Origin of the sequence: Kitasatospora sp. NPDC088351, from assembly GCF_040685575.1 — a bacterium.
Taxonomy (GTDB): domain Bacteria; phylum Actinomycetota; class Actinomycetes; order Streptomycetales; family Streptomycetaceae; genus Kitasatospora.
In genome coordinates this window covers 44887-70924 of the sequence record NZ_JBFBIL010000023.1, presented here as the reverse complement: position 1 = coordinate 70924, position 26038 = coordinate 44887, and the positions used below count along the sequence as shown (strand labels likewise).

The window sequence follows — 26038 nt, the reverse complement described above, 5'->3', positions numbered from 1 at the left end:
ACCGCCGGCTCGGCCGGCCGGTCACCGGGAACTGTCGCGCACGACGAGCTCGGTCGGCAGCAACAGCCCGGCCTCCGGCTGCGGTTCGCCGCGGAGCTGGGCCAGCAGCAGCCGGACCAGCGCCGAGGCGATGGCCCGCAGCGGCAGCCGGACGGACGTCAGCGCGGGATGCAGGTGCCGGCAGATCGGGGTGTCGTAGAACCCGACCACCGCGACATCACGGCCGACGACCAGGCCTTCGGCCCGGATCGCCTCGTAGACGTCCAGCGCCAGCAGGTCGCTGCCGGCCGCGACCGCCGTCGGCCGGTCCGGCCCCCGCAGCAGCGCCCTGATCTCCCCGACGGCCGCCGGCGCCACCGGCTCGGAGACCTCCAGCCCCTGCCGGACCGCCTCCGCCCGGAAGCCCTCCCGCCGTGCCGCCATCCAGGGCAGGCCCGCCGGGGGCCCAGCGAAGCCGATCCGCCGGTGGCCGCGCTCCGCGAGGTGCCGGACGACCTCCGCCATCGCCGCCCCGTTGTCGATGTCGACCCAGTGCCGCGGACCGCCCTCGCCGATCCGGCCGAAGGCCGCGAACGGGATCCCCGCCGCGGCGACGTGGCCGACCCGCGGATCGTCGTGGAGCACGTCCGCCAGGACGAGCCCGTCCACCTGCCGGGCGGCGACCACCTCGTCGATCGTCGGCCGCGGGTCCGCCGTACCGGGCGGCGGCCGGAAGAGCAGCACCCGGTACCCCTCGGCCCCGGCCGCGTCGACCAGGGCCTCCAGAAAACCCGCCATCAGCGGATTGGGGTCGAACGGGTCGTCCGTCGGCGCGAGGTAGCCGAGGGTGCGCCGGGCGCCGGTGCGCAGCGACCGGGCCGACTGGTCCGGCCGGTAGCCGAGCCGCTCGATCGCCGCGGTCACCCGCTCCAGGGTGTCCGGGCGGACCCGGTGCGGCGCGTTGAGGGCGTTGGAGACGGTCTGCCGGGACACGCCGACCGCGCGGGCGACGTCCTCGATGGTGATGGCGCCGCCCCGCGGCCGACGTGGTTCCTGGCTCATCTGCTCTCCGCTGGCTGGATCGGGCTCATCAGTGGTGACCGGTGGACGGCGGCCTCACCCTCGGCCCGGCTCCGCCCGGCGCAGGGTCAGCAGCCCCCCGCGCGGCACGGGGACGACCGCACCGCCGGCCAGGTCGATGGTGCCCTGCCGGACCTGCCGTCCGCGAGCGTCGTGGACGACGGCCTCCGCCAGTCCCCCGCCGCCGACCAGTCGGACCTCCGGGTCCGCGTCCGCGTTCGCGACCAGGAGGGTGCGCCACGGATCCGAGCCGATCCGGACGGGCCACGGGGCGTAGCGCGCGACCGCCACGGTGTCGCCGCCGACGGCGGTCACCAGGGGGTAGCCCAGGTCGGGCCGGGCCGGGCGCAGTTCGCCGAGTTGCAGCGTCCCCAGGTGCTCGCGGAAGACGCCGAGCCAGAAGGCGATCGCCTCCCGCTGCTCCGGGGTCTGGACCGCCAGGTCCACCGAGATCTGCGGCACGGAGAACAGCACGTTGATGAGGTGGCAGGCGATCTGCTCGGGGGGTTCGGCCGGGTGCCACATGAGCATGTCGGCGTGGACCGCGATCGGGCCGGCCACCAGCCGGGTGTCGATGGTGCGCTGCCGGTTCTCGGCCGGACTGAGCGGGCAGTCGGTGGCCCGGATCATCGTGACGTAGGGCCAGAGGCCGGGGCTGACGTACGGCTGCCGGAACTCGATCATGGCCTGCGGCCGGACGGCGGTGATCCGCCGGCGGATCTCGGCGAGGAGCAGTTCGAGGCCTTCGGCGACCGTCCCGCAGTCCGCCTCCGGGCCGGCGGCTGGTGGGTTCTCGACGCCGAACCAGTCCACGAAGTCGATCTTCAGCCCGTCCATCCCCCACTCCTCCACGGCCCGGGCGAGCCGCTCGGTGAGGTGCTCGCGCACCACCGGGTAGCGCGGGTCGGCGACGATCGCGCCCATGTGGGCGGCGTCGGCGAGCGCGTACCGGCCGAGCCGCTCCCAGGCGGCACTGTCCCGGCCGATGAACGGCAGGGCGTACCAGAGCAGGTACCGCACCCCGAGGTCGTGGACGCGCCGGACGTGGGCGGCGGTGTCGGGCAGCGAGACCGGTTCCCAGTCGCCGCAGTGGCCGTAGCCCCGGGTGCGGTCGGCGGTCATCCAGCCGTCGTCGACGATGATGCTGTCCAGCCCGAGCTCCTTGCCGAGCGCGGCCTGGGTCTCCACCGCCTCGGGGCTGATGTCCTGGTGCAGCGAGTACCAGGTCGAGTAGGCGGGCAGCCGGGCGGCCTCGGGGACGGACGCCTCGCGGTCGGCCCACCACCAGCCGGCGATGGCGGCCAGGCAGCGGGCGAAGTGCCGGCGGGAGGTGTCGATCCGGACGGTCAGCCGCCCGGCCGCCTGCACCCAGAAGCGGAACTCGCCGGTCTCCTCCAGGACTCCGGCCCCGGCCAGGACGTCGGGGCGGTCGGCGGCGAAGGCGCAGATCGCGATGTCGCCGGTGCCGACCAGGGCGGCGACCGGGGCGCCGCGCGCCAGGGTCACCCGGCGGGGGGCGCTCCAGGCGGCCGGCAGCCAGCCGGTGCCCTTGGGGTCGGGGGTCCAGAAGGCGGTCGCGTCGACGCACGGGAGGCGCCACTCGATCCGTACCTCGCCCTCGCCGTCCGCGGTGACCTCGACGACCCCCTCGTCCGTCGTGCGCGCCGTCGCGGTGCCGGTGACCAGGAGGTCCAGGCCCTCGACGGTCAGCGGCCGGGGACGGCCGGACGCGGTGGGGGCGTGCGGCTCCCAGATCTCTTCCACGGTCTCCTCCACGGTTTCCTCCACGGTCAGCCTTTCGTGGCGCCGGCCAGCAGGCCGGAGATGAACTGCCGCTGGAGGACCAGGAAGAGGACCATCATCGGCAGGGTGGACAGCGCGGTCCCGGCGAGGATCGCGCCGTAGTCGGTGTTGCTCTCGTTGCCGTGGAGCGTGGCGAGGGCCACCGGCAGGGTGTGCATCTCGGGGCTGCGCAGCGCGATCAGCGGCCAGACGAACTGGTTCCACGAGCCCAGGAAGAGGAAGATCGACAGGGCGGCCAGCACCGGGCGCATGACCGGGACGACCACGCTCCACAGCACCCGGAACTCCCCCGCGCCGTCGACCCGCGCGGCGTCCAGGAGTTCGTCCGGCATCCCGCTCAGCGCCTGCCGCATCAGGAAGATCGCGAACGGCACACAGAGGCCCGGCAGGACCATGGCCTGGTAGCTGTCGAGCAGGCCGAAGGACATCATCATCTTGAACAGCGGCACCAGCATCACCTGCTCCGGCACGACCAGGGTCGACAGCAGCAGGGCGAACAGCACGGTACGGCCCCGGAACCGGAACTTGGCGAAGGCGTAGCCGGCCAGCAGCGCGACGACCAGTGCCCCCGCCGTCTGCAGCCCGGCCACGAGCAGCGAGTTGCCGACCACGCGGAGCAGGCCGATCTTGGCCTGGAGGTGGTCGAGGTTGTCGCCGAGGCTGCCGCCGGGCAGCAGTCTGGGCGGCCAGTCGAAGATGTCGCCGTCCTTCTGGGTGGCGGACACCACCAGCCAGTAGAACGGGCCGACCGAGAGCCCGGCGACACCGGCCAGGACGAGGGTCAGGGGCCAACCGCGCGGCCGCGCGGACCTCGTGCTCATTCGCGCTCTCCCATCAGGCGCGTCTGGACTGCTCCGAGCACCGATACGAGCAGCGTGAGCGCGTAGGCGATGGCGGAGGCGTAGCCGAAGTCGAAGTAGCGGAAACCGTTGACGTACAGGTACATCGAGACGGTCAGGGTGGCGTTGTCCGGTCCGCCGTGGGTCAGCACGTAGGGCTCGTCGAAGAGTTGCAGCGTGCCGATGGTCGAGAGCACCACCGTGAAGAGCAGGACGGGGCGCAGGGCCGGCACGGTGATCGACCGGAAGCGGCGCAGCGGTCCGGCGCCGTCCATCATCGCGGCCTCGTAGAGCTCCTTGGGGATGCCCTGCAGGCCGGCCAGGTAGATGACGGCGTTGTAGCCGGTGTAGTGCCAGGTCAGGACGAGGACGACGGACATCCGCGACCAGAACGGGCTGCCGAGCCAGTCCACCGTGGGCAGGCCGACGGCGTCGAGGAGCCAGTTCACCGCGCCGTGGTCGGTGTTCAGCAGGAAGGCGAACATCACACCGGTGGCGACCAGCCCGGTGACGGCCGGCATGAAGACGCCGAGCCGCCAGACGGCGCGCCAGCGGACGACGGCCGAGTTGATGCCGACGGCCAGGCCGAGGGCCAGCAGGAGCATCAGCGGGACCTGCACGACGAGGATCTCGCCGGTGTTGCGCAAGGCCGTCCAGAACAGCGGATCGTTCAGCAGCCGGCGGTAGTTGGCGAGGCCCGCGTTGTGGGTGGCGGCGCCGGAGCCGGTGGTCAGCGAGAGCAGCAGGGAGGAGATGATCGGGTAGGCCTTGAACACCGTGAAGGTGATCAGGGCCGGGGCGAGCAGCAGGTAGGGCAGGGCCCGGCGGCGGAGCACGGCCGCCCGGCGGCGGGGCGCCGCCGCCACGGCCGGGGCCGGGGCGGCGGGTCGGGCGGTGGCGGTCATGCGATCGTGCGCCCGGTCTGCTGGGCGAGCTGCTTGGCGGCGTCCTTGAGGACGGCCGCCGGGTCGGCGCCCTTGAGGAAGACCTTCACCTGCGCGTCGCCGGCGAGCTTGAGCGCGCGGGCGTAGTCGCCGGAGTAGTTGGTGGCGTCCGCGCCCTCGGCGAGCAGGTCGGCGAAGGTCTTCAGGACGGGCTGGCCGCCGTAGAAGGCGCTGGGCGCGGCGTACATCGGGTCCGTGTGGGCCGCCGTCAGGGCGGGGAAGACGCCGCCGGCGGTGAACATGGCGTTCACCGAGGCGGGCCTGGTCAGGGCGTACTCGACGAACTTCCAGGCGGCGACGCGGCGGGGGCTGGTGGCCGAGACGGCGAGGTGGGTGGAGTTCACGATGGCGGCGCGCTTGCCGCCGGCGGTGACGGCCGCGGGCCGGGCGAGGCGCCAGTTGCCGCTCTGGTCCGGGAACTTGGTCTCCAGGTAGTGCGCGGCCCAGGCTGCCAGCGGGGCGGCGGCGACCTTTCCCGCCTTCACCAGGTTGGACCAGCCGTGGTCGCCGGAGGAGTCCGCGACCAGCCCGGCCTCGTCGAGGCTCCTGATGACGGTCAGGGCCCGGACCGCCTCGGGGGAGCCCATGGTGATGGCACCCTTGAGGTCGAAGTAGAACGCGCCCTGGAGCTGCATCAGCGCCTGCAGGAAGTTGGGGTCGGCGTCGGGGGTGCCCGGCTTGTTGAGGCCGATCAGGGCGACACCCGGGTTGGCCGCCTTGAAGGGGCCGGCGGCGGCGATCACGTCGTCCCAGGTCCGGAAGGACTCCGGGTCGAGGCCGGCCTTGTCGAACAGGTCCTTGCGGTAGAAGAAGCCGAACGGGTTGACCTCCCACGGCAGCGCGTAGGCGTGCCCGTCCTTGCCGCTGACCACCGGCCAGAGCCCCTGGGCGAACGCTTCCTTGTGCGCGTCGGCGCCGAGGGCCGAGAGGTCGGCCAGGCCGCCGGGGAACTTCTCCAGGTAGCCCGGCAGGTAGTCGCAGCCGATGTGGAGCACGTCGCCGAGGCCCTGGCCGCCGGCCGCCAGACCGACGGTGATCTTGTCCCAGATCGCCGGCTCGCCGATGTCCTGGACGTCGACCTTGATGCCCGGGTTGTCCTTCTCGAAGGCCGGGACGACGGCGCGCAACGCCTCGGCCGCCGAGGTCCAGGACCAGACGGTGACGGTGCCGGTGGCCGCGTCCCCGCCCGGGGCCGAGCCGGAGCCGGAGCAGGCGGAGAGCGCGGGGAGTGCCGTCAGGCCGAGCAGGCCGGCTCCGGAGGCGCGCAGCAGGGCGCGACGGGAAAGGTGTGACATTGCATTCCTCTCGAAAATGTGGTGGCGTCACCTGTGGGCACCCGGACGGGATTTGGCCGACCGGGTGGCGGACGCTCCCGGCGGGCCGGGGTCCGGAGTGGTCAGGAGGCCCGTAGGGTGTGCAGCGCCCCGGCCAGCCGGGCGGCCGCCTCCGGCCCGCTGGAGGCGTGCGGCGACAGCCGGATCCAGCCGCCGCGCAGTGTGGTGGCGAGCCCGGCGCCGGTCAGTGCGTGATGGACCGCGGCCGGGTCGGCTCCGGGCAGCCGGAACCGGGCGATCCCGCTGCCCGTACCGCCGGCCGTTTCGGCACCGGCCGACCGGGCGGCGTCGAGCAGGCCGTCGAGCGCCTCGCCGATCAGGGCGTTGATCCGCTCGACGCCGGTCTCCCGGACCAGCGCGAGTGCCGCGCCGAGCGCGGCGACGGCCGGGCCGTCCGGGTTGGTGAGCGTGTGCGCGACGGCGCCGGGCCGGGCCGGGCGCGGGTGGTCGTCGCGGTCGATCGGGTCGACCACGCCCGACCAGCCGCCGAGCCCGGGCCGGAGCAGGCCGGCCACCCGGTCGCGCACCAGGAGGAGCGCCGCCCCCCACCCCGCGCGCAGCCACTTCTGGCCGCCGGAGGCGAGGATGTCCGCGGCGTCGGCGGCGATCCCGACCGCGCCGAGGGCCTGGACGGCGTCGACGACCAGGACGCGCCGCGGGCCGATCAGCTCCTTGAGGGCGGCCAGCGGCACCCGGTGGCCGGTCGCGGCGTCCACCGCGCAGACCGAGACCGCCCGCACCCGGTCGTCCAGGTGGGCCCGGACGGCGTCCGCCGTGACCGGTCCGTCGATCAGACGGACCGTCAGGCCTCCGCTCTCCTCGGCGCGCAGCCAGGGGTAGACCGCGCCGGGGAAGTCCGACCGGCCGACCAGCACCGTACCGGGGCCCCGCAGCGCGTGGGCCGCCGCGAACATGCCGTGCGAGGTCGAGCTGACGAAGGCGATCTCGTGCGCCGCGCAGCCGAGCAGGTCCGCGGCGGCCCGGGCCGCCTCCTCCCCCGCCGCGTCGAGACCGGCCAGCGCCTCCCAGCCCTGGCCGTGGATCGCGGTGGCGGCCCGGCCGAGGACGTCGCGCACCCGGGCCGACACCGGCCCGAAGCGCGCGAAGTCGAGGTAGCCGACGGGCTCGTCGAACTGCCGGAGGTACTCCGCCGCCCCAGCGATCGCGCCCATGTCGCGCTCCTTCGATTTGAACGTTCAAAAGCACATAACAGACCAGATACAAACAGAATTAAACGAGCGGGTCACAGCAAACGCCGCACCCCGGACCGCGTCAAGGCCTCCGTGTGACGCCGCGCCACTTCGAAACCCTTCCGTGACCTTCCACGGCATCCCTCCCGCCGGGGGTCGACACGGCCGGGATCCGCTCGGACACGGATGAATAACGGGGCTGCACCCTCTTGTCGAGTGCCATGTCACATTACTATGTTATGCAGGGCGGCCACCCGGCCGCCGCCCTCACCCAGTGACCCGACCGGGTCGCCGGGAATCTCCTCGCTGCCCTCAACAGCGGTGATTCTCCTGGCACTTGACTCTCGGCCCGGCCGGTCCTGACCGCATCTCACCCACCTCGGCCGCGCCAGGGCTTGGGGTCCACGACACGGACCCCACGCCCTCCCCCGCAGCCCCACCGAACCCCCGTACGGGGCCGCCGATCCGATCCGCTTCCGCGGCGGCCCCGTACGGGTCCAGCTCCACGTCGACATCGCTGTATCCCGATACCGGCACCACCCCAAGTCCCGGTATCAGGGGCGCCCGCCGCCTCCCTCCTCCCCCGGCGAGCACCCCCGCACCACCCCCCACACGTACCCCCATCGAGGAGATCCGGTGCCCTCAACCGCATCCGTGCGCAACACCCTGCTCTCAGCCGCCCTGGCCACCGCCCTCGCCGTGCCGCTGCTGCACAGCGCCCAGGCCGTCGCCGGCCCCCTTGGGGCAGCCACCACCCAGGCGGCCTCCGCCACCGCGCGGCCGACCGCCGGCGACCAGGTGGCGCACCAGGGCGCTCCGGGCGCCGCCGTCCGGTCCGGCCCGCAGGGCTTCCCCGGCACCGCTGCGCTCCAGCCGACCACCGGCGGCCCCCAGCCCGGCGAACCGGCCACCGCTCCGCCGGCCGCCGCCCGCGGCGTCGCCGCGCGGCAGGCCGCCTGCACCCCCGAGGAGTTCACGGCGCTCGGCCCGAGCGCGCTGGCCGACTTCCTCGCCGACCGCGGCCACACCTACGAGGCCTGCCTGCGGCCGCTGCTGCTCACCTGGAACCCCCAGCTCGCCAAGGTGATGACCCCTGCCCACGTGCAGGCCGTCGCCGACCGGATCAGCACCCTGGCGCCCTCCTTCGACAGCGCCAACAACCTGAACCAGCAGGAACTCTGGTACTACCTGCACAGCGTCGCCTACTTCGACTTCAGCCACTCCGAGATCGACGGCGGCGACGCCGTCACCGTGGCCGCCGTCGACCGCGCCATCGCCGCCTACACCGCCAACCCGCGGGTGTTCGAGCCGACCACCACCAACGGCAACACCATGGGCGAGCTGTTCCAGGCCGGCTCCACCCCGCAGTTGCGGCAGGCCCGGATCCCGCTGATCAAGCAGGTCCTGCGGATGTTCGCGCCCGGCGGCAGGGTGATCGGCGACAGCGGCTGGAACTGGGCCGCCCTCGGCGCCCTCCAGATCAACTTCCAGGGCATCTCCAATGTCGCGGACGACCCGCAGGGCCTCTTCCGCGCCGCCGTCGCCGCCGACGCCGACTACCGCGAGACCTTCCGGGTCTTCGCCGGCTACGCCCACCTCAGGGGCACCGCCAGCGAGTGGGCCGCCGCCGACGCCATGCTGGAGTACGGTCGCTTCGCCCAGATCGGCGCCCTCAAGCCCGAGCTGACCAGCCGGATCGGCCCCGAACTGGAGCTCGCCGCCGCGACCTTCGGCCGGATGAGCAGGCCCTGGGCCAACCTCGTCGGCCCGGTCAACGACCTCGGTCTCTGCGCCCAGTACGGCGTCTGCCGCGCCGACATCGAGAAGCAGCTCTTCCCCAACACCTACACGTACGACAACGGCACCCTGGTCGTGCGCACCGCCCTCGACCGGGCCACCGCCGACCAGCTCTACTACGCCACCAAGCAGGTCAAGGCGCAGTTCTTCCGCGTCATCGGCACCGACCAGCCGCTCGCGGACGACACCCACCCGGCGCTCACCGTCCAGCTCTACGACACCAAGACCAACTACCAGTCCTTCCAGAGCCTGCTGTTCGGCATCGGCGACGTCAACAACGGCGGCATGTTCATGGAGGACCAGTCCACCTTCTACACCTACCAGCGCACCACCGCCGAGTCGTACTTCAGCCTCGAAGAGCTGTTCCGGCACGAGTACACGCACTACCTCAACGCCCGCTGGGCGATCCCCGAGTCCGGCTACACCACCCGCTGGCCCGGCGACGCCACCTTCGCGATGAACGAGGGCACCGCCGAGTACTTCGCCGGCGCCACCCGCGACGACGGCGTCAAGGCCCGCAAGTACATGGTCCGCCAGGTCGGCTGGGACGACCAGGCCGGCACCCCCCGCCTGACCGTCGACCAGATCCTGCACGCCACCTGGGCGGGCGAGGGCTTCCGCGCCTACCCCTACGCCGCGACCTTCTTCAACCTCCTCGGCGAGCGGCACCCCGACCAGCTCGCCGAGATGTACCGCCTGCTGCGTGCCGACGACCGCACCGGCTACGACGCCTGGCGGGACCGCCTCGGCCGGGACGCCGCCCTCCAGCGCGACTACACCGCCTACCTCGACGCCGAGGTGCCGCTCGCCGACGAGCTGTTCGTCCCCGACACCACCTACACCCCCAACGGCCGGCTCGCCTCCGCCCTGGCCCCCGAGGTGCAGGCGGCGTTCGCCAAGGCGACCGAGAACGCCCCCGTCTGCAAGGACAACGGCGACTGGGACAACAAGATGCGCTTCACCTGCACCGGGCGCATCACCGCCAACCTCGGCAACCCTGCCGACAGCGGCCGGGTCCGCAAGGACATGGCCGACACCGTCGACCACTTCCTCCTCGGCCGCGGCGGCGCCGCGAGCAACAACATGGCCGACATGAACTGCTGGTTCGGCAAGGTCGACGTCTGGCCCGCCGGCCAGGCCGGCAGCGCCGACTACACCTGCGAGGGCCCGCTGCGCCGCTAGCCGCCGGGGCCTGTCGTCGAACCCACGCCGTCCGCCCTCCGGGCGGGGGGCGTGGCGGCATTGCCCCAACACCGCCACGCAGGCGGGAGTTTGACGACCGTCCCCAGGCACCGTACCCGGTTGCGGTCAAAGGGCGGCCTGGGCGGGATCGCCCGGCCGCACGCCGACGAGACCCCCGACGGGATACCCGCTTCCCCCGCGGGCAGGTGCGAACCGCCCGGCCCGGCCCTGGACATCGACGCATCCCTCGTCATATCCCCTGGGGCCGCCGAATAGTGACTTCCCGTCAGCGGATGCCGACGTAGAAGCGGGTCTGGTCGCTGCGGTGGAGGGCGTAGTAGGCCTCGAAGCGGGTCCGGTCGGGCAGCCAGGACACGGATTCGATGCCGAGCAGCGGCGTGGAGGTGGAGACCTCCAGGACGGCCGCGTCCTGCTCGTTGGGGAAGACGGCCTCGATCCAGCGGTCGGCCCCGTCGGGTTCGATGCCGTAGCGACGGCGCAGCACGTCGTAGAGCGACTGGTTCTCCAGGACGGCCTTCTCCAGGCCGGGGACCAGGCGGGCGGGCAGGGTGGTGTCGACCAGGAGCCAGGGCTGGCCGTCCACCCGCCGGAGCCGGCGCGTCCTCACCACCTGTTCGCCGATGGGGATGCGCAGCAGTGCGGCCTCGCGTTCGTCGGCCTCGGCCAGTTCCTGGTGGATGGTCTGGGTGGTGACGCGGCGTCCGGACTCCCGCAGGTCGTCGGCGGAGCCGGAGACGGAGCCGACGAACCGCAGCTCGGTCTTGCGCGGGGCGACGAATGCGCCGCGCCCTTTGACCTTGTAGATCAGCCGCTGCTGGACGAGTTCGCCCAGCGCCTCGCGGACCACGGTGCGGGAGACGCCGTAGAGGTCCGTCAGCTCCGCCTCGGAGGGCAGGGGTTGGTCGGGTGCCAGGCGGCCGGCCTCGATCTGGGCGCGTAGCGCCGTCATCAGCTGCATCCAGAGCGGCTCGCTGGAATCGCGGTTCAACCGCTGATGCGCCATGGTCTGACCATCCCCCTCGGTGGCGGTACGACTGTGTCCTCAAATCATGCCACGGCATCGATGCTGTCATGACAGGTAGGGAACAAGAGATCCCCCAGCGGGGAGATTTTCCGCCGCTACGGCCACAAGTGTGACCTACAACACATTAGCTCCCACCCTCTGGCCAACCTGTCATTACAGGCCTGTAATGACTACTCACTGCGTCGGAACCGGGCACTGACCCCCACCGCCGCCCCACCCCCACCCTCAGCGGTCCTGCTTCCCAGGAGGCACCATGCGCATCCCCTCGACCTCCCCGCGCCGTCGTGCCGCAGCCGCGGCCTCGCTCGCCACCGCCGTCGCGCTCCTCGCCACGGCCTGCGGCTCCGGCTCCGGCTCCGGCTCGGCCGGCGGCGACGCCGGAACATCCGCCAAGAGACCGGGCAAGCCGTTCATCGCCCTGAGCAACGGCTTCATCGGCAACGGCTGGCGGCAGACCATGGTCGCCTCGTTCGAGACCGCCGCCAAGCAGGCCCAGGCGGACGGGCTGATCGGCAAGTACCAGACCGTCAACGCGCCCGGCGACAACTCGGCGACGGAACAGATCGCCCAGATCAAGAGCCTGCTGCTGCAGAAGCCCGACGCGCTGCTGATCGACCCGGCCTCGCCCACCGCGCTGAAGCCCGTCATCCAGCAGGCCTGCACCGCCGGCGTCAAGGTGGTCGTCTTCGACTCCGCGATCGACGCCCCGTGCGCCCATGTGATCCAGAACAGCTTCACCGACTGGGCCACCGACGCGGCCAAGCCCCTCCTCGACGGCATCGGCGGCAAGGGCAACGTCATCGTCAGCCGCGGTGTGGTGGGCTCCCAGCCCGAGGCCGAGATGCACAAGGCCACCGAGGAGATCCTCGCCAAGTACCCGGACGTGAAGACCGCCGCGACCGTGAACGGCATGTGCGACGGCGCGACCGCGCAGAAGGCCGTGCTCGGCGTGCTCTCCAGCGTGCCCACGGTGGACGGCGTCATCGGCTGCGGCGACGGCTACGGCGTGGCCCAGGCCTTCACCACGGCCGGCAAGCCCGTCCCGGCGGTCACCTTCGAGACCAACGGCCGCGCGCTCAACTACTGGAAGGACACCAAGCTCGACAACGGCTCGGTCGCCGTCATGTCCGACCCGGGCCAGTCGGTGGCCGCCCTGTGGGCGGCACTGGACCTGCTGGACGGCAAGGACGTCCCGCAGCACATGACCCTGCCGATCGTCCTGGTGGAGCAGAAGGACCGCGACGCCTGGGCCGCCGTGCTCAAGCCCGACCAGTACGCGGCCTGGCCGTGGACCCGCGAGCTGTTCCAGAAGCAGGTGGAGGCCTCGAAGAGCGGCGGCGCCCCGGTGCAGCCCCCGGTCCCGACGACCGCCGGCTGACCGGACGACCACACCAGGAGCGAGGCATGCACGTCGACAAGCTGCCGGCGGGACCATCCGCCGTCCCGCCGGGGAAGAACCAGGACCCCCGCGCCGTGACCGTGGTCGCCGCACGCGGCGTCACCAAGAGCTACGGTCCCACCCGCGCGCTCAACGGGGTGGACCTCGCGGTCCACGCCGGCGAGGTGCTCGGCCTGGTCGGCCACAACGGCGCCGGCAAGAGCACCCTCATGCGGGTTCTCGCCGGTCTGGAGGGCTGCGACCAGGGCACGGTCACCGTCCTGGACCGACAGGTCCCCGGCGGAACCCGGCCCCGCGAACAGGACTTCCGCACCGTCCGGATGGCGTACCAGGAGACCTCGCTCTGCCCCGACCTCACCGTGGCGGAGAACATCTGGCTCTCCTCGCGCCACTGCCTGCCCCGGACCCGCCCGCGGCGGGCCGCCGCCGAGGCGGTGCGGCAGCGGCTGGACGAGATGTTCCCCGGCCACGGCGTGTCACCCCGCGACCGGGTCGAGGACCTCACGCTCGCCCAGCGGCAGATGGTCGAGATCACGCGGGCCGGCCTGGCCCATCCGCTGAACCTGCTGATCCTCGACGAGCCGACCGAGTCGCTCGGCCCGGACGCCGCGCAGTCGCTGTACGCGTACGTCCGCACCCTCACCGCCCGCGGCACCGCCGTCCTGCTCATCTCGCACCGCATCCGCGAGGTGCTGTCGGTGGCCGACCGGGTCGCGGTGCTGCGCGACGGCGCCGTCGCCGAGGACCGCCCGGCGGCCGGACTCCGCGAGGACGACGTGCTGGCCCTCATGGGCGCCGACGTGGCACCCCGCGGCGCGGCCCGGGGGACGGGCCCGGCCACCGGGGCGGCGCCCGCGGCCGACGGCCCCGTGGTGGCCCAACTGCGCGACGCCACCGGACCCGGCCTGCACGGCGTCAGCCTGCGCGTCGCCAAGGGCGAAGTGGTGGGCCTGGCCGGGCTGGCCGGGCAGGGCCAGCAGCAGGTACTCGAACGCCTCTGGCACCCGGTACGCCGCGACACCAAGGTGCACGGCACCCGGGCGTTCGTCCCGGGCGACCGGCAGCGCTCCGGCGTCCTGCCGCTGTGGACCGTCGCGGACAACCTCATCGTCTCGGGCATGCGCTCCCTCGCCCGGTACGGGCTCCGCCGGACCGCCGAGGAACGCGCCGTCGTCCAGGACTGGGTCGGGAAGCTGTCGATCCGGGGCGGCGCCGACGCCGCGATGACCGCGCTGAGCGGCGGCAACCAGCAGAAGGTGATCGTCGCCCGCGCCTTCGCCTCCTCGGCCGACCTGGTGCTGCTGGACGACCCCTTCCGGGGCGTCGACGTGCACACCAAGACCGACCTGTACAGCCTGATCCGAACCGAGGCGGCCCAGGGGCGCAGCGTCGTCTGGTACTCCAGCGAGAACGCCGAGATGGCGCACTGCGACCGGGTCTACGTCTTCCGGGCCGGCCGGGTCGTCGCCGAACTGGCCGGGGCCGAGATATCCGAAGAACGGATCATCGCCGTCTCCTTCGACGAGTCCGCCCCCCACCCGGCGCCCGAGCCGCCGCCCGCCCCCCACCCGACGGCCGCCCCTCAGGCGGCCGGGAGCCCAGCCGGAGCACACCGCCATGACTGATGTCCTCACGTCGGCCCTGCCGACCAGAGCCGGGCTGCACAGAGCCGCACCGGCCGCGGTCAGCGCCATCGCCCTGGCCGCCATGATCGGGGTCTGCGCCTCCCTCCAGTCCGGGGTGCTGACCGTCCCGGGGCTCACGCTGGTGCTGTCCGCGACCGTGCCCCTGGTCTTCGCGGCCCAGGCCCAGATGATGCTGATGTCGGTCGGCGACATCGACCTCGGGATCGGCTCCTTCGTCGGCCTGGTCACCGTCGTCGCCGCCACCCGGCTGGTCACCTCTCCCCTGGTCGGAGCGCTGATGCTGCTGGCGCTGGTGGCCGGGTACGCCGTCCTGGGCGCGCTCATCCACCTGCGCCGGGTGCCCTCGCTGATCGCCACGCTCGGCGCCTCGTTCATCTGGCTGGGCCTGGGGCTGTTCCTGCTGCCCACCCCGGGCGGGACCACCCCCGAGTGGCTGGCGCGGTTCGGCGCCTGGCAGCCGAGCGGGTTCCCCGCACCGCTGCTGCCGATCATCGCGGTCGCCGCGCTGACGTACCTGCTGACCGGGCGCAGCTCGGTGGGCGTGCGCATCCGCGCCCTGGGCAGCAACACCACCGCGCTGGAGCGCGCCGGGCTGAGCCCGCTGACCTCCCGGGTGGCCGTCTACGCCGTGGCGGGCGTCCTCGGGGTGCTGTCCGGGCTGCTGCTGGCCTCGCAGACCGGCGGCGGCGATGTCTCGTCGGCCTCCAGCTACACCCTGGTCACCGTGGCCGCGGTGATCCTCGGCGGCGGAAGCTTCCGCGGTGGGAGCGCCGTGCCGTGGGGCGTGGCCATCGGTGGCGTCACCCTCGGCCTGGTCAGCGTCACGCTCAGCCTGCTCAACGTGCCGTCCAACATGCAGTCGGCCGTCCAGGGCGGCATCGTGCTGGCCGTCCTCGCCGGCCGGGCCGTGATCGGGAGGGTGCTGCGATGAACCTCCGTGCGCTCTTCACCCGCCCCTGGATCTGGGGATTCCTCGCGGCCCTGCTGGTCTGGCTGGTCATCCTGGCGGTCTCCGGCCAGGGCGGCGGCCAGACGGTCTCCCTCGCGCTGTCGCTGGCGCCGTACCTCGTCCTCGTCGGCGTCGGTCAGATGCTCGTGGTCACCGCCGGGCCGGGCAACATCGACGTGTCGGTGGGGCCGGTCATCTCGCTGGCCGGGTTCGTCTCCGTCGCGGCCGCCTCCACCACCGGCTCGGTGACGCTCGGCATCCTCGCCGGGATCGCGGCGGGCCTCGCGGTGGCCACCGTCAGTGCGACGGCGATCCTCGGCCTCTCGATGCCGCCGATCATCGCCACCCTGGCCACCGGCCTGATGGCCTCGTCCTGCACGCTGGTCATGGCCGAAGGCTTCACCGCGGTACCCGACTCAGGGCTGCGCCGGCTGCTCAACCTGCGCCCGGCGGGCGTGCCGCTGACGGCCGTCGCCGTCGCGGTGCTGACCGTGCTGATCGTGCTGCTGCTGCGCGGAACCACGTACGGCCGGTCGCTGACCGCGATCGGCCAGAGCGCCCGCGCCGCCGAGCGGGCCGGTATCCCCGTCACCCGGGTGCTCGCCGCGACCTACCTGGCCAGCGGCGCGCTGGCCGGGCTCGCCGGAGCCCTGCTGGCCACCTACATCGCGCCCGCCCCCGACCTGGGGACCCGCTACCTGCTGGACTCGATCGCGGTCGTGGTCATCGGCGGGACGCTCATCTCCGGCGGCCGGGCGGTGCCGGTCGGCATCTGGGGCGGCGCACTGTTCTTCATCCTGCTGGACGGCCTGGTCAACCTGGTCGGCTGGAGCACCGCCGCGCAGAACCTGCTCAAGGGCTCCCTCGTCCTCTTCGTCCTCTTCCTGGCGGGCGGGGGAGGCCGCACCGGCCGCACCCCCCTTCGCCGCACCGGGCACCGACCACCCGTCCCGGGCGCGTCCGCCACCCCGACCAACCCCGACAACTGACCTCCGACAACTGACCCCCGACAACCCAGACACGTACAGGAGTACACACCCATGGCTGACACCGACGCCTTGATCGAGGCCCGCGACTTCGGCGGGGCCCAGGCCGCCGCGGGCACCTTCCACGTCAAGGGCGCCCACGCCCAGGACTGGGGCCTGCAGAACCGGCTCTCCCGGATCTTCCGCCGGGACACCGGCCGCACGGTGATGCTCGCGTTCGACCACGGCTACTTCCTCGGCCCGATGGCCGGCCTGGAACGCCTGGACACCAACATCGCCCCGCTCGTCCCCGACGCGGACGCGATCATGATGACCCGGGGTGCGCTGCGCACCAGCATCCCCTCGCACAGTGAGGCAGGGATCGTGCTGCGCGCCAGCGGCGGCCCGAGCGTGCTGCGTGACCTCTCGGACGAGCACATCGCCCTGGACATGGAGGACGCGGTCCGGCTGAACGCCGCCGCCGTGGCCACCCAGGTCTTCATCGGCGCCGAGCACGAGTCGCGCTCGGTGCGCAACCTGGCCGCCCTGGTGGACGCCGGTCAGCGGCACGGCATCGCCGTCCTCGGCGTCACCGCGGTCGGCAAGGACATGGTCCGCGACGCCCGCTACTTCCGGCTGGCCACCCGGATCAGCGCCGAGATGGGCGCGCACGTCGTCAAGACCTACTACGTGGAGCAGGGCTTCGAGACGGTCACCGCGGCCTGCCCGGTGCCGATCATCGTGGCGGGCGGCAAGAAGCTGCCCGAGCTGGACGCCCTGACCATGGCCTACCGCTCCGTCCAGGAGGGCGCGGCCGGTGTGGACATGGGCCGCAACATCTTCCAGAGCGAGCACCCGGCCGCCATGCTCGCGGCCGTCCGGGCCGTCGTGCACGACGAGGTCAAGCCCGAAGAGGCGTACGAGCTGTTCCGGGAACAGTCCGCCGGCTCCGCCTCCGCCTGACCCTGCACGGGTGCCGGTCCCGGTGCGAACCACCGGGACCGGCACCCCTCACCTCCGGGAGCTCCCATGTCGCACCATCCCTCCAACGGCGAGGACATCGTCGACCTCGCCGTCGTCGGAGCCGGGATCAACGGGCTGGCCATCGCCCGCGACGCTGCGGCCCGCGGCCTGCGCGTCGTCGTGGTCGACCGCGCCGATGTCGGCTCCGGCACCACCAGCACGTCCAGCCGACTCATCCACGGCGGCCTGAAGTACCTCGAACGCTACGACTTCACCCTGGTCCACGAGTCCATCCGGGAACGCCACCTGCTGTTCCGCAGCGCCCCGCACCTGGTCCGCGACTACCCCATGCTCATCCCCTTCTACGCCGGCAACAGCAGGCCCGGGATCCTGATCCGGCTCGGCCTCGCCGTGTTCGACGCCCTGGCGGCGCGCCGGGGGCGCGGCCTCAGCCGCACCGTGACCAACCACCGGGTGGCCCAGCGCTGGCCACACCTGTCCAGAAAGGGCCTGCGGGGTGCGGCGCTCTTCCACGACGCGCAGGTCCCGTGGGCGGAGCGGCTCTGCGTCGAACTGTTCCTGGACGCCCGCCACCTCGGCGCCCGGGTCCTGACCTACACCACCGTCACCGGGCTCATCCGGGACGGCGCGCGCGTGACCGGCCTGCGGACCCGCGACAACCGGACCGGCGAGGAACAGGAGATCCGGGCCCGCCTCACCGTGAACGCCGCCGGCCCGTGGATCGACCACGTCCTCGAAGGGCAGATCGCCTCCAAGCGGCTCAACGGCGGCACCAAGGGCAGCCATGTCATCGTGGACCCCTTCCCGGGGGCCCCGAAGACCTGCATCTTCTTCGAAGCCGCGGCCGACCAGCGGCCGATCTTCGTCCTTCCCTGGGAAGGCCGCTACATGCTGGGCAGCACCGACCTCACCTACGAGGGCGACCTGGACGAGGTCGTGGCCAGCGAGGCGGAGATCGACTACCTGCTCGACGAGACCAACCGGATCTTCCCCGGCGCCGGGCTCACCCCCGACGACGTGCTCTACAGCGTGTCCGGCATCCGCCCCCTGCCCTACGCCGCCGACGTCACCGACAACGCCAAGATCAGCCGCGGCCACACGGTACTGGACCACGCCCCGGCCCACCCCGGCCTGCTCACCGTCATCGGAGGCAAACTCACCACCCACCGCGCGCTCGCCGAGGACGTCACCGACAAGGCGCTCAAGGTCATGGGACGCGCCCCACGGCGCTGCACCACCCGCACCCGCCCGTTCCCCGGCGCGGACACCGCGCAGTGGGAGGCGTTCCGCGAGGACTTCCTCAACTCCCCGGTACTCACCCCGGCCCAGCGACGCCGGCTGCTCGACGTCTACGGCGTACGGGCCCGACGGGTGCTGGCGCTCGCCGAGGCCGACCCCGGGCTGCTGGAGGTCGTCGACGAGGAATCGGGGGCGATCGCCGCCGAGGTGGCCGTCGCGGTCGTCGACGAGGGAGCCGTCACCCTGGGGGACATCATGCTGCGGCGTACCCTCGTCGGCCTGGGCGGCGACATGGGCCGCGCCGCGGCCGCCCGCTGCGCCGGGATCGCCGCGCGGTACCTGGGCTGGGACGACGAACGGATCGCCGCGGAGATCGCGGCCTACGACACGGAGCTGCGGCGCTTCCGTCCCCGGGGCCTGAAGACCCCGGCGACCGCCGCGACCGGCGACAGGAGACCACAGTGACCACCTGCTACATCGGTGTCGACGTCGGGCTGACCGCGACGAAGGCCGCCGCCTTCGACGCACAGGGCCGTGAGCTGTACGTCGTCACCGCCCGGACACCGCGCACCTGCGTCACCGCGCACCGCCACGACGTGGACATGGTCCTGCTGGCCGACACGGTGCTGTCGCTGCTGGCCGAGCTGAACGCGAAGCTGACGGCCGACGGCTGGACCCCGGCCGGCCTCGGCGTCGCGGCGCACGGCAACGGCCTCTACCCGGTCGACGCCGAGCTGCGGCCGGTGGGCCCCGCCATCGCCTCCTCCGACACCCGGGCGCAGCGGATCGTGGACGCGATCTCCCCCGAGGCGGCCGCCCGGCTCGCCGCGGAGACCGGTTCCATCCCGTGGGCGGCCCAGCCCGCGGTGCTGCTGCGGTGGCTGCGCGACCACGAGCCACAGGCCTACCGGGCCACCCGATGGGCGCTGTCCTGCAAGGACTGGGTGACCTCCCAGCTCACCGGGGTCGCCAGCGCCGACTACAGCGACGCCAGCGCCTTCGGCATGGTCGTCCTGGACACCCGCCGGTACACCACCACCGCGCTGGACCTGGTCGGCCTGCCGGCCGCGGACCTGGACCGCTTCCCCGCGCTGCGGCCCTCCGGTGAGGTGGTCGCCGGGCTGACCGCGCGGGCAGCGGCCCGCACGGGCCTGGCCGAGGGGCTGCCGGTCATCGCGGGCGCCATGGACTGCGTGGCGGCCACCCTGGGCACGGGAGGCCACGAACTGGGCGACGTCACGGTCATCGTGGGCACCTGGGCGATCAACGGCGCGGTGGTGCCGGCCCGGACCCCGGCGCCCAAGGTCACCCTCAGTGCCCTGCTGCCGGACCCCAGCCGGATGCTCGCGATGGAGGTGGCCCCGACCTCGGCCGCCAACCTGGAGTGGCTGGCCGCCGCCGCGGTGCCGCACGACCGGGCCGACCGGGTGCCGCCGACGGAACTGCTGCGAGAGGCGGCCGGGGTCCGGCCGGGCGCGGACGGCCTGCTGTTCCTGCCCTTCGTGAACGGCGCGCCCGAGCATCCCGCCGCGTCCGGGACCTTCCTGGGCATCTCCGGTGTGCACCGGCGCGGCCACCTGACCCGCGCGGTCATCGAGGGCGTCGCCCAGTACCACCGCGTACAGCTCGACCGGCTCGTGGCCAGCGGGGCGGACGTGGCCGACCGCCCCTGGCGGATCGCGGGCGGAGGCGCCCGCTCCGAGGTCTGGGCGCAGATCTTCGCCGACGTGCTGGGCCGCCCCGTCCGACGCCAGCTCACCAGCGAGCTGGGGGCACGGGGAGTGGCCTCCCTGCTGCCTGCCGCGCTCTCCCACGGGCTCCAGCCGTGGTCGGTGGGCGACGCGGACGACCTCTGCGTGCGCCCCGGTCCCGACCGTGCCGCCTACCTGCGCCAGGCCGAGGTCTTCGACCGGTGCCTGGCGTCCCTGCCGGTCACCTGGCAGAACGTCGACCAGTACCGGACCGCGACCGCGTAGCCCCTCCGCGCCCACCCCCGGGGACGCCGTCCGGCACCGCCACGCCGTCACCTCCTTCGTGGTGGTCCTGGAACGGGGCTCCTGGCCTCCGGGCCCGGCATGACTGTTGCCCCTGCCGATCGGACGACCCGGGGGTGGTGTCAACCGGGCCCGGAACACCGCCTGACCGCTGATGAGAGGCCTGAGCAGCCGCGCAAGGTGGACCTGCGGATCGGGGCCGGGCCCGAAGCCCTGTTCCAGGCTCTCCTGGCAGTCGGCGGCCTGCCCGGGCGTCGGCTGCCAGGTGTCAGGGGCGAATCCGAGCGTCAGGGTGCCGCCGAGGACGGGCAGTCTCCGGCATCCGGTCACGGAGCCTCCGCAAGAACCCGTTTGGCGAACCTCGGTGACCATTGCTAGCTTTGCCGGAGGCCGTGCGAGAGAACAAGGAGGTGGTACCCGTGACCGTATCGACATGGGTGCTCTCCTCCGGGGTCACGGTCGGGCGATAGGTCGTCGTCCGGGAGCGCCGTTCCAGTGCACTCCCGAAAGGCACGACCGTGCATTTCATTTCTGAGCAGCGCCTCGATGACGGCGTCCTCGAGCGCGAATTCACCCTCGGTGAGATCCCCGGCATCCTGTGGACGCCCGGATCCGCATCCGCACCGGCGCCGCTGATCCTGCTCGGCCACCCTCCCCTCGGGCTGCGCAAGATGTACCCCCGACTGGTGGCGCGGGCCCGGCACGCCGCGGCGGATGGCTTCGCCACGGCCACCATCGAGCTCCCGGGGAGTGGTGACCGGCCCCGTTGGCCCGCCGCCGAGCAGGCCCGCGCCGACCTGCGCCGGGCCATGGAGGCCGGCGAGCCGGTCAGCGGCGAGATCATCGACGCCCTCGTCCTCCCGCTGGTCGAAAAGTCGGTCCCGGAATGGCAGGCCGCCCTGGACGCCCTCCTGTCGCTGCCCGAGATCGGCGGCCCGGTCGGGTACTCGGGAGGAGTGATCTCCATCGGCGTTCGCCTTGCGGTGGTCGAGCCGCGCATCGTGGCCGCCGGCTTCTTCGCCGGGAGTTTCGTGCCTCGCGCCATGTTCGAGGAGGCCCGCCAGGTCACCATTCCGCTGCACGTCCTGCTGCAGTGGGACGACGAAGGCAACGACCGGCAGGCGGCGCTGGACCTGTTCGACGCCTTCGGCTCCAAGGAGAAGTCCCTGCACGCCAATATGGGCGGGCACACGGGCGTCCCGCAGTTCGCAGGGGAGGGCGCGGCCGGGTTCTTCGCTCGGCATCTGCGCTAGCCACGGGCCGGCCCCACCGCCGGGGCAGTAGACGGTAGGCGGTACCGGCCAGCCGCTCATCAAGGACAGGCCCTGGCCCTCCTCGATGGCGGTGGCCGACAGATGCACAACCGCCCCGATCGCGACGGTACCGGCCACCGCTGGTACCGGCCGGTCGGGGCGGCGTGAGGGTGTGGACGCCCAGGTCCGGTGTCAACCGCCTCGATTGGATGACAGGGCTGACCGTTCGCAAGGAATTCAGTCGCCGGGGATCCCGCTGACCTGTGCCGACTCGGTCGGATGAGACACACATGTGTCGGGTACGGAGATCGGCCGCGACGGATGACGGGCCCACGCGATGCCGGTCGGCTGTCAGTGGCGACAGCGACCTGTCGGTGGGATGTGAGTTACCACCGGGACCGTAGGGGCTGGGTGGGACCGGTGGTGAAGGTGCGGCTCCGCCCGCCTCCAGATCACTCCAAGCTCCGGGAGCCCGCCATGCCCTCCGTACCCAAGGCCCCAGTGTGGGACGTTCACCGGCTGCCTCGCGCCGAGGGCAGGAATTTCCTGGTCACCGGCGGCAACGCGGGCATCGGGTACTTCGTCGCCGAGCAGCTCGCCGGCACCGGGGCCACGGTCGTCCTCGGCAGCCGGGCCGAGACGAAGGCCAAAGCCGCGATCGCTTCGATCAGTTCACGTGTCCCCGGCGCCCAGGTGCGACATCTGCCTCTGGACCTGGCCGACCTCGCATCGCTCAGGACGTCCGTGGACGCGCTCGAACTGGACCGCCTCGACGCGGTCGTCTACAACGCCGGCGTGGCGCTCGACCAGCCGCCGCGCCGAGAGACCAAGGACGGCCACGAGCTGATGTTCGCGACCAACCACCTGGGTCACTTCGCACTCACCCACTGGCTGGCCCCCCTGCTCATGGCAGCCCCAGCGAGTCGGATCGTCACCACGGGCAGCTTCGCGGCCAAGTCCGAACGCCTGGACCTCGACGATCTCCAGAGCACGCACGACTACCAGCCCAAGCGCGCCTATGCGCGGTCGAAGCTGGCCCAGATGTTCTTCGCCTTCGAGCTCGACCGCCGCCTGGACGCCGCCGGCAGCACGACGCTGAGCGTGGTCGCCCACCCCGGCGGCGCGCTCGACTCCCTCACCCCCTCGCGGCCGCCGGTTCAGGTCCGGACCACCGGCGAGCGGCTGCTCGGCCTGCCGCTCGGCCTTCTCGTCCAGGGCAAGGAAGCCGGCGCTTGGCCCACCGTACGCGCCGTGCTCGACCCAGACGTGCGCGGCCGCCAGATGTGGGGCCCCCGGGTGTTCGGGCTGCGCGGCAGGCCCAGGAGCGAACCCCTCTGGAACCACCTGGCCGACACCACGACCGCGGCGCACCTCTGGACGGCCAGCTGTGCCCTGACCGGTGTCGACCCGACGTCTGCCCGTACGACCAGGTTCACCGAGACGGAAGGCTGAACGACTGGGTCCGCTGAGTGAACGACTCGATTGAATGAGATCGGTCAAGGACGACTGGCTTCACCGTCCAAGGACAGCCCCTCAGGGCACGACGCAGTGAGAATCCGACATCACCTCGCCATCAGAGACCGGAACAGGGTTGTAGGGCGTGTACAGGACGGCGCGGGCCAGCTTCCGGCGGAGGTTGTGGCCCGGGTGGATACCGCTGCGGCGACTCACCTGCTCCCACAACTCCTCGGGCAGGAGGCCTGTGTAGTCGAGCACGCGGCGACGGTGGTAGTCGATGGGCATCGAGATGGTCCGCCAGCCGGATGAGAGCGGTCGCCAGGACGCGCCAGTCCGCGCCGTCGTGCAGTTGTTGAAGGGCGTGGTGGCTGGTGCGGCTGCCGAGGCAGTTCACCTGGGTGGCCTGGAGGCGGTAGGGCTCGGTGCCGGTCCGGATGAGGGTGCCTCCGGGCGCCCGCCCCCGCCGACCGGCTGACCCCTCCGGCGGGTCGGGGAGCCGCCGGGCGAGGCCGTGGAACGCTACGCCCATGGCAGGCAGTGAAGGCACCTCCCGGCAGGCCGCGGCCGCGACACTCGTACTCCTGACGCTGGCGACCGGACAGTTCCTGATGGCGCTCGACAGCTCCGTCATGAACGTCTCGATCGCGACCGTGGCCAACGACGTGGGCACCACGGTGAGCGGCCTGCAAGGAGCCATCACGGCCTACACGCTCGTCATGGCGATGCTCATGGTCTCCGGCGGCAAGGTGGGCGCCCTCATCGGTCGCAGGCGCGCGTTCATGATCGGCTGCGTCGTCTACGGCTGCGGCTCCCTGACCACGGCGCTCTCCCCGAACCTGACCGTGCTGCTGCTCGGCTGGTCGCTGCTCGAAGGGGTCGGGGCCGCCCTGATCCTGCCCGCGATCGTCGCGCTGGTCGCCGGGAACTTCCCTGCGGAGCGGCGCCCGGCGGCCTACGGCCTGGTCACGGCCGCGGGCGCGGTGGCGATCGCCCTCGGCCCGCTCATCGGCGGCGCCGCGACGACCTTCTTCTCCTGGCGCTGGGTGTTCGCCGCCGAGACCGTGCTGGTGCTGGGCATCCTGCTGCTGGCCCGACGGGTCGCCGACGCGCCGCCCGGCACCCGCCCGCGGATCGACCTGCTGGGCGCCGTCCTCTCCGCGCTGGGCATCGGGCTCTTCGTCCTCGGTGTGCTCCGCTCGGCCACCTGGGGCTGGTTCCGGCCCAAGTCCGACACCGCCGCCTGGTTCGGCCTCTCACCGGTGGTCTGGCTGACGCTCGCGGGGGTGCTCCTGATCTGGCTGTTCTTCCGCTGGGAGGCCCGCCTCGCGGAGCAGGGCGAGGAACCGCTGGTGGACCCGGCACTACTGACGAACCGTCAGCTCACCGGCGGCCTGGTCGTCTTCTTCTTCCAGTTCCTGGTGCAGATGGGCGTCTTCTTCGTCGTGCCGCTGTACCTGTCCGTCGCGCTCGGGCTCTCCGCGCTCGCCACCGGGGTGCGCATCCTGCCGCTCTCCCTCACCCTGCTGGTCGCCGCGCTCGCGATCCCCCGGCTGCTCCCGGACGTCTCACCACGGCGGGTGGTACGGCTGGGGATCGTCTCGATGGTCCTGGGCGCGGTCGTCCTGATGGCCGGTCTCGACGCGGGCACGGGCGCGGAGGTGGTCACCGTCCCGCTGCTGCTGATCGGGCTCGGCATGGGGGCGCTCGCCTCCCAGCTCGGCGCGGTCACCGTGTCCGCGGTGCCGGACGAGCGGAGCGCCGAGGTCGGCGGCGTGCAGAACACCGTCACCAACCTCGGCGCGTCGATCGGCACCGCGCTCGCCGGGTCGATCCTCATCGCCGTCCTGACCACGTCGTTCCTCACCACCATCGAGCAGAGCCCGGCGATCCCGGACGAGGTCAGGAACCGGGCCGGGGTGGAGCTCTCGGCCGGCGTGCCGTTCCTGTCCGACGCACAGCTGACGGCCGCCCTCGAGCAGGCCGGCGCGGAGTCCGCGGCGGCCCGGGCCGCGCTCGACGCGAACGCCGCCGCGCGGATCGAGGGACTGCGCGCCGCCCTCGCCGTCCTCGCCCTCAGCGGGCTGGTCGCGCTCTTCTTCGTCCACCGGATCCCGACCGAACCGCCCCGCTCCCCCGCACCCGGGTGAGGCCCGCGCCCGGGTGAGGCACGGAGCCGGGTGAGGCACGCCGGGGACGGCACGGTCCGGATCGCCCCGCCGGGCCATGGGCTCACCCGCCGCCGATCCGACGGCCGGTGATCTCGTCCGGCCGGATCCGCACCCAGACCGCGCGGGCGCCACCGGCCCAGGGGGCGGTTCCGGGCAGTCCCCGCAGGCGGTCGGCCTCCGCGGGGTCGTCGACGTGCTCGACCCGGCCGAGGAGGAGCACGCTCCAGCCCTGGCTCAGCTGCTCGTCGATGCGGTCGACCTGGAACGAGACGGACGAACCGTCGGCCGGGTCCGTCGGGCCCAAGGCGGCCGTCCGGTAGACGATCGTCCTGGCGTCCACCGCGTAGTTGACCGGGAAGACCGCCGGGGCGGGCTGGACCGGAAGGCCGATCCGGCCGATGCCGTGGGTACCGATCCGCTCCCAGCACTCGGACGCGGTCAGGTGGAAGAGCAGCGGGCGCGCGCCTGCCTCACGCTGCCCCGGCGGCGCGTCGGCACGGCCCTCCAGCAGCTCCCGGTACGTCGTCCGCAGCACGGCGGCGATCCGCGCGAGGCCGGCCGGGTCGAAGGCCGGCCCGGCCTCCAGCAGGTACTGGAGATAGCGCGGCGACATCGCCGCCCGGGACGCCAGCATCTGCTCGCTCAGGCCGAGCAGATCGCGGCGCTCGGTGATCCGCCGGGCGACGGCGGCGGGGTCCGCCCGCCGGGCGTCCTCGAGGTCGGGGTCGTGGTCCACGGTGGCTCCTCGGCTCGCCGGTACCTGTGCCTGTCGCCACGCCCGGACGAGCGC

20 protein-coding genes are annotated in these 26038 nt (G+C 72.9%); 11 read left to right on the top strand and 9 right to left on the bottom strand.

The features are described from left to right. Positions 1-21: 21 nt before the first annotated feature. From AB0P06_RS18325 to AB0P06_RS18300, 6 genes are all read right to left on the bottom strand, one after another. The gene (locus tag AB0P06_RS18325; RefSeq protein ID WP_363608435.1) at positions 22-1041 is read right to left on the bottom strand and encodes a LacI family DNA-binding transcriptional regulator; all 1020 of its coding nucleotides are present in this window, start codon (positions 1039-1041) and stop codon (positions 22-24) included. A 54-nt stretch (positions 1042-1095) separates the two neighbouring features. Next, complete coding sequence (locus AB0P06_RS18320; protein WP_363608433.1) at positions 1096-2835, bottom strand: glycoside hydrolase family 36 protein; 1740 nt, start codon at positions 2833-2835, stop codon at positions 1096-1098. 14 nt (positions 2836-2849) lie between these two features. Further along, positions 2850-3683 (bottom strand): carbohydrate ABC transporter permease, encoded by an 834-nt coding sequence (locus AB0P06_RS18315; RefSeq protein WP_363608432.1) that lies wholly within the window; start codon positions 3681-3683, stop codon positions 2850-2852. Beyond that, on the bottom strand, positions 3680-4606 hold the full coding sequence (locus tag AB0P06_RS18310; protein WP_363608431.1) for a sugar ABC transporter permease: 927 nt from the start codon (positions 4604-4606) through the stop codon (positions 3680-3682). The genes AB0P06_RS18315 and AB0P06_RS18310 overlap by 4 nt, the downstream gene beginning before the upstream one ends. After that, on the bottom strand, positions 4603-5940 hold the full coding sequence (locus AB0P06_RS18305) for an extracellular solute-binding protein (RefSeq protein WP_363608429.1): 1338 nt from the start codon (positions 5938-5940) through the stop codon (positions 4603-4605). The genes AB0P06_RS18310 and AB0P06_RS18305 overlap by 4 nt, the downstream gene beginning before the upstream one ends. Positions 5941-6041: 101 nt before the next feature. Next, positions 6042-7151, bottom strand: a complete 1110-nt coding sequence (locus AB0P06_RS18300; RefSeq protein WP_363608427.1) for an aminotransferase class V-fold PLP-dependent enzyme — start codon at positions 7149-7151, stop codon at positions 6042-6044. Between the two features lie 654 nt (positions 7152-7805). Between AB0P06_RS18300 and AB0P06_RS18295 the strand changes: the two genes are divergently transcribed. Next, complete coding sequence (locus tag AB0P06_RS18295) at positions 7806-10148, top strand: collagenase (protein ID WP_363608425.1); 2343 nt, start codon at positions 7806-7808, stop codon at positions 10146-10148. Between the two features lie 286 nt (positions 10149-10434). On the opposite strand, the gene AB0P06_RS18290 is transcribed toward AB0P06_RS18295, so the two are convergent. Next, complete coding sequence (locus AB0P06_RS18290; protein ID WP_363608423.1) at positions 10435-11172, bottom strand: GntR family transcriptional regulator; 738 nt, start codon at positions 11170-11172, stop codon at positions 10435-10437. A gap of 274 nt (positions 11173-11446) precedes the next feature. On the opposite strand from AB0P06_RS18290, the gene AB0P06_RS18285 reads away from it, so the two are divergent. From AB0P06_RS18285 to AB0P06_RS18245, 9 genes are all read left to right on the top strand, one after another. Further along, complete coding sequence (locus AB0P06_RS18285) at positions 11447-12571, top strand: ABC transporter substrate-binding protein (RefSeq protein WP_363608421.1); 1125 nt, start codon at positions 11447-11449, stop codon at positions 12569-12571. 26 nt (positions 12572-12597) lie between these two features. Further along, positions 12598-14217: a sugar ABC transporter ATP-binding protein gene (locus tag AB0P06_RS18280; protein WP_363608419.1), complete on the top strand. Its 1620-nt coding sequence runs from the start codon at positions 12598-12600 to the stop codon at positions 14215-14217. Next, positions 14210-15169, top strand: coding sequence for an ABC transporter permease (locus AB0P06_RS18275; protein WP_363608417.1), 960 nt, complete (start codon positions 14210-14212; stop codon positions 15167-15169). Before AB0P06_RS18280 ends, AB0P06_RS18275 begins: the two co-directional genes overlap by 8 nt. Next, positions 15166-16176: an ABC transporter permease gene (locus AB0P06_RS18270; RefSeq protein ID WP_363608415.1), complete on the top strand. Its 1011-nt coding sequence runs from the start codon at positions 15166-15168 to the stop codon at positions 16174-16176. The genes AB0P06_RS18275 and AB0P06_RS18270 overlap by 4 nt, the downstream gene beginning before the upstream one ends. Positions 16177-16227: 51 nt before the next feature. Further along, complete coding sequence (gene lsrF, locus AB0P06_RS18265; RefSeq protein WP_363608413.1) at positions 16228-17115, top strand: 3-hydroxy-5-phosphonooxypentane-2,4-dione thiolase; 888 nt, start codon at positions 16228-16230, stop codon at positions 17113-17115. A gap of 66 nt (positions 17116-17181) precedes the next feature. Next, the gene (locus AB0P06_RS18260; protein WP_363608411.1) at positions 17182-18840 is read left to right on the top strand and encodes a glycerol-3-phosphate dehydrogenase/oxidase; all 1659 of its coding nucleotides are present in this window, start codon (positions 17182-17184) and stop codon (positions 18838-18840) included. Then, complete coding sequence (locus AB0P06_RS18255; RefSeq protein ID WP_363608409.1) at positions 18837-20351, top strand: FGGY-family carbohydrate kinase; 1515 nt, start codon at positions 18837-18839, stop codon at positions 20349-20351. The genes AB0P06_RS18260 and AB0P06_RS18255 overlap by 4 nt, the downstream gene beginning before the upstream one ends. Positions 20352-20887: 536 nt before the next feature. Next, positions 20888-21622 carry an alpha/beta hydrolase gene (locus AB0P06_RS18250; protein WP_363608407.1) on the top strand — a complete coding sequence of 245 codons (735 nt, stop codon included), beginning with the start codon at positions 20888-20890 and terminating at the stop codon, positions 21620-21622. 477 nt (positions 21623-22099) lie between these two features. After that, the gene (locus AB0P06_RS18245; RefSeq protein WP_363608405.1) at positions 22100-23074 is read left to right on the top strand and encodes an SDR family NAD(P)-dependent oxidoreductase; all 975 of its coding nucleotides are present in this window, start codon (positions 22100-22102) and stop codon (positions 23072-23074) included. Between the two features lie 81 nt (positions 23075-23155). On the opposite strand, the gene AB0P06_RS18240 is transcribed toward AB0P06_RS18245, so the two are convergent. Then, positions 23156-23365 carry a hypothetical protein gene (locus AB0P06_RS18240; RefSeq protein ID WP_363608403.1) on the bottom strand — a complete coding sequence of 70 codons (210 nt, stop codon included), beginning with the start codon at positions 23363-23365 and terminating at the stop codon, positions 23156-23158. 242 nt (positions 23366-23607) lie between these two features. Here AB0P06_RS18240 and AB0P06_RS18235 point away from each other — a divergent pair, with 242 nt between their 5' ends. Then, positions 23608-25227 (top strand): MFS transporter, encoded by a 1620-nt coding sequence (locus AB0P06_RS18235; protein ID WP_363608401.1) that lies wholly within the window; start codon positions 23608-23610, stop codon positions 25225-25227. 82 nt (positions 25228-25309) lie between these two features. Here the strand turns inward: AB0P06_RS18235 and AB0P06_RS18230 are convergent, their stop codons facing one another. Further along, positions 25310-25984 (bottom strand): pyridoxamine 5'-phosphate oxidase family protein, encoded by a 675-nt coding sequence (locus AB0P06_RS18230; protein ID WP_363608399.1) that lies wholly within the window; start codon positions 25982-25984, stop codon positions 25310-25312. Positions 25985-26038 lie beyond the last annotated feature (54 nt).

Bases quoted from the DNA above. Each gene is read 5' to 3' on its own strand.
- AB0P06_RS18285 (WP_363608421.1), top strand. From the start codon at position 11,447: ATGCGCATCCCCTCGACCTCCCCGCGCCGTCGTGCCGCAGCCGCGGCC.
- AB0P06_RS18240 (WP_363608403.1), bottom strand. From the start codon at position 23,365: ATGCCCATCGACTACCACCGTCGCCGCGTGCTCGACTACACAGGCCTC.
- AB0P06_RS18275 (WP_363608417.1), top strand. From the start codon at position 14,210: ATGACTGATGTCCTCACGTCGGCCCTGCCGACCAGAGCCGGGCTGCAC.
- lsrF (WP_363608413.1), top strand. From the start codon at position 16,228: ATGGCTGACACCGACGCCTTGATCGAGGCCCGCGACTTCGGCGGGGCC.
- AB0P06_RS18315 (WP_363608432.1), bottom strand. From the start codon at position 3,683: ATGAGCACGAGGTCCGCGCGGCCGCGCGGTTGGCCCCTGACCCTCGTC.
- AB0P06_RS18300 (WP_363608427.1), bottom strand. From the start codon at position 7,151: ATGGGCGCGATCGCTGGGGCGGCGGAGTACCTCCGGCAGTTCGACGAG.
- AB0P06_RS18310 (WP_363608431.1), bottom strand. From the start codon at position 4,606: ATGACCGCCACCGCCCGACCCGCCGCCCCGGCCCCGGCCGTGGCGGCG.
- AB0P06_RS18245 (WP_363608405.1), top strand. From the start codon at position 22,100: ATGCCCTCCGTACCCAAGGCCCCAGTGTGGGACGTTCACCGGCTGCCT.
- AB0P06_RS18260 (WP_363608411.1), top strand. From the start codon at position 17,182: ATGTCGCACCATCCCTCCAACGGCGAGGACATCGTCGACCTCGCCGTC.
- AB0P06_RS18280 (WP_363608419.1), top strand. From the start codon at position 12,598: ATGCACGTCGACAAGCTGCCGGCGGGACCATCCGCCGTCCCGCCGGGG.
- AB0P06_RS18290 (WP_363608423.1), bottom strand. From the start codon at position 11,172: ATGGCGCATCAGCGGTTGAACCGCGATTCCAGCGAGCCGCTCTGGATG.
- AB0P06_RS18305 (WP_363608429.1), bottom strand. From the start codon at position 5,940: ATGTCACACCTTTCCCGTCGCGCCCTGCTGCGCGCCTCCGGAGCCGGC.
- AB0P06_RS18270 (WP_363608415.1), top strand. From the start codon at position 15,166: ATGAACCTCCGTGCGCTCTTCACCCGCCCCTGGATCTGGGGATTCCTC.
- AB0P06_RS18325 (WP_363608435.1), bottom strand. From the start codon at position 1,041: ATGAGCCAGGAACCACGTCGGCCGCGGGGCGGCGCCATCACCATCGAG.
- AB0P06_RS18235 (WP_363608401.1), top strand. From the start codon at position 23,608: ATGGCAGGCAGTGAAGGCACCTCCCGGCAGGCCGCGGCCGCGACACTC.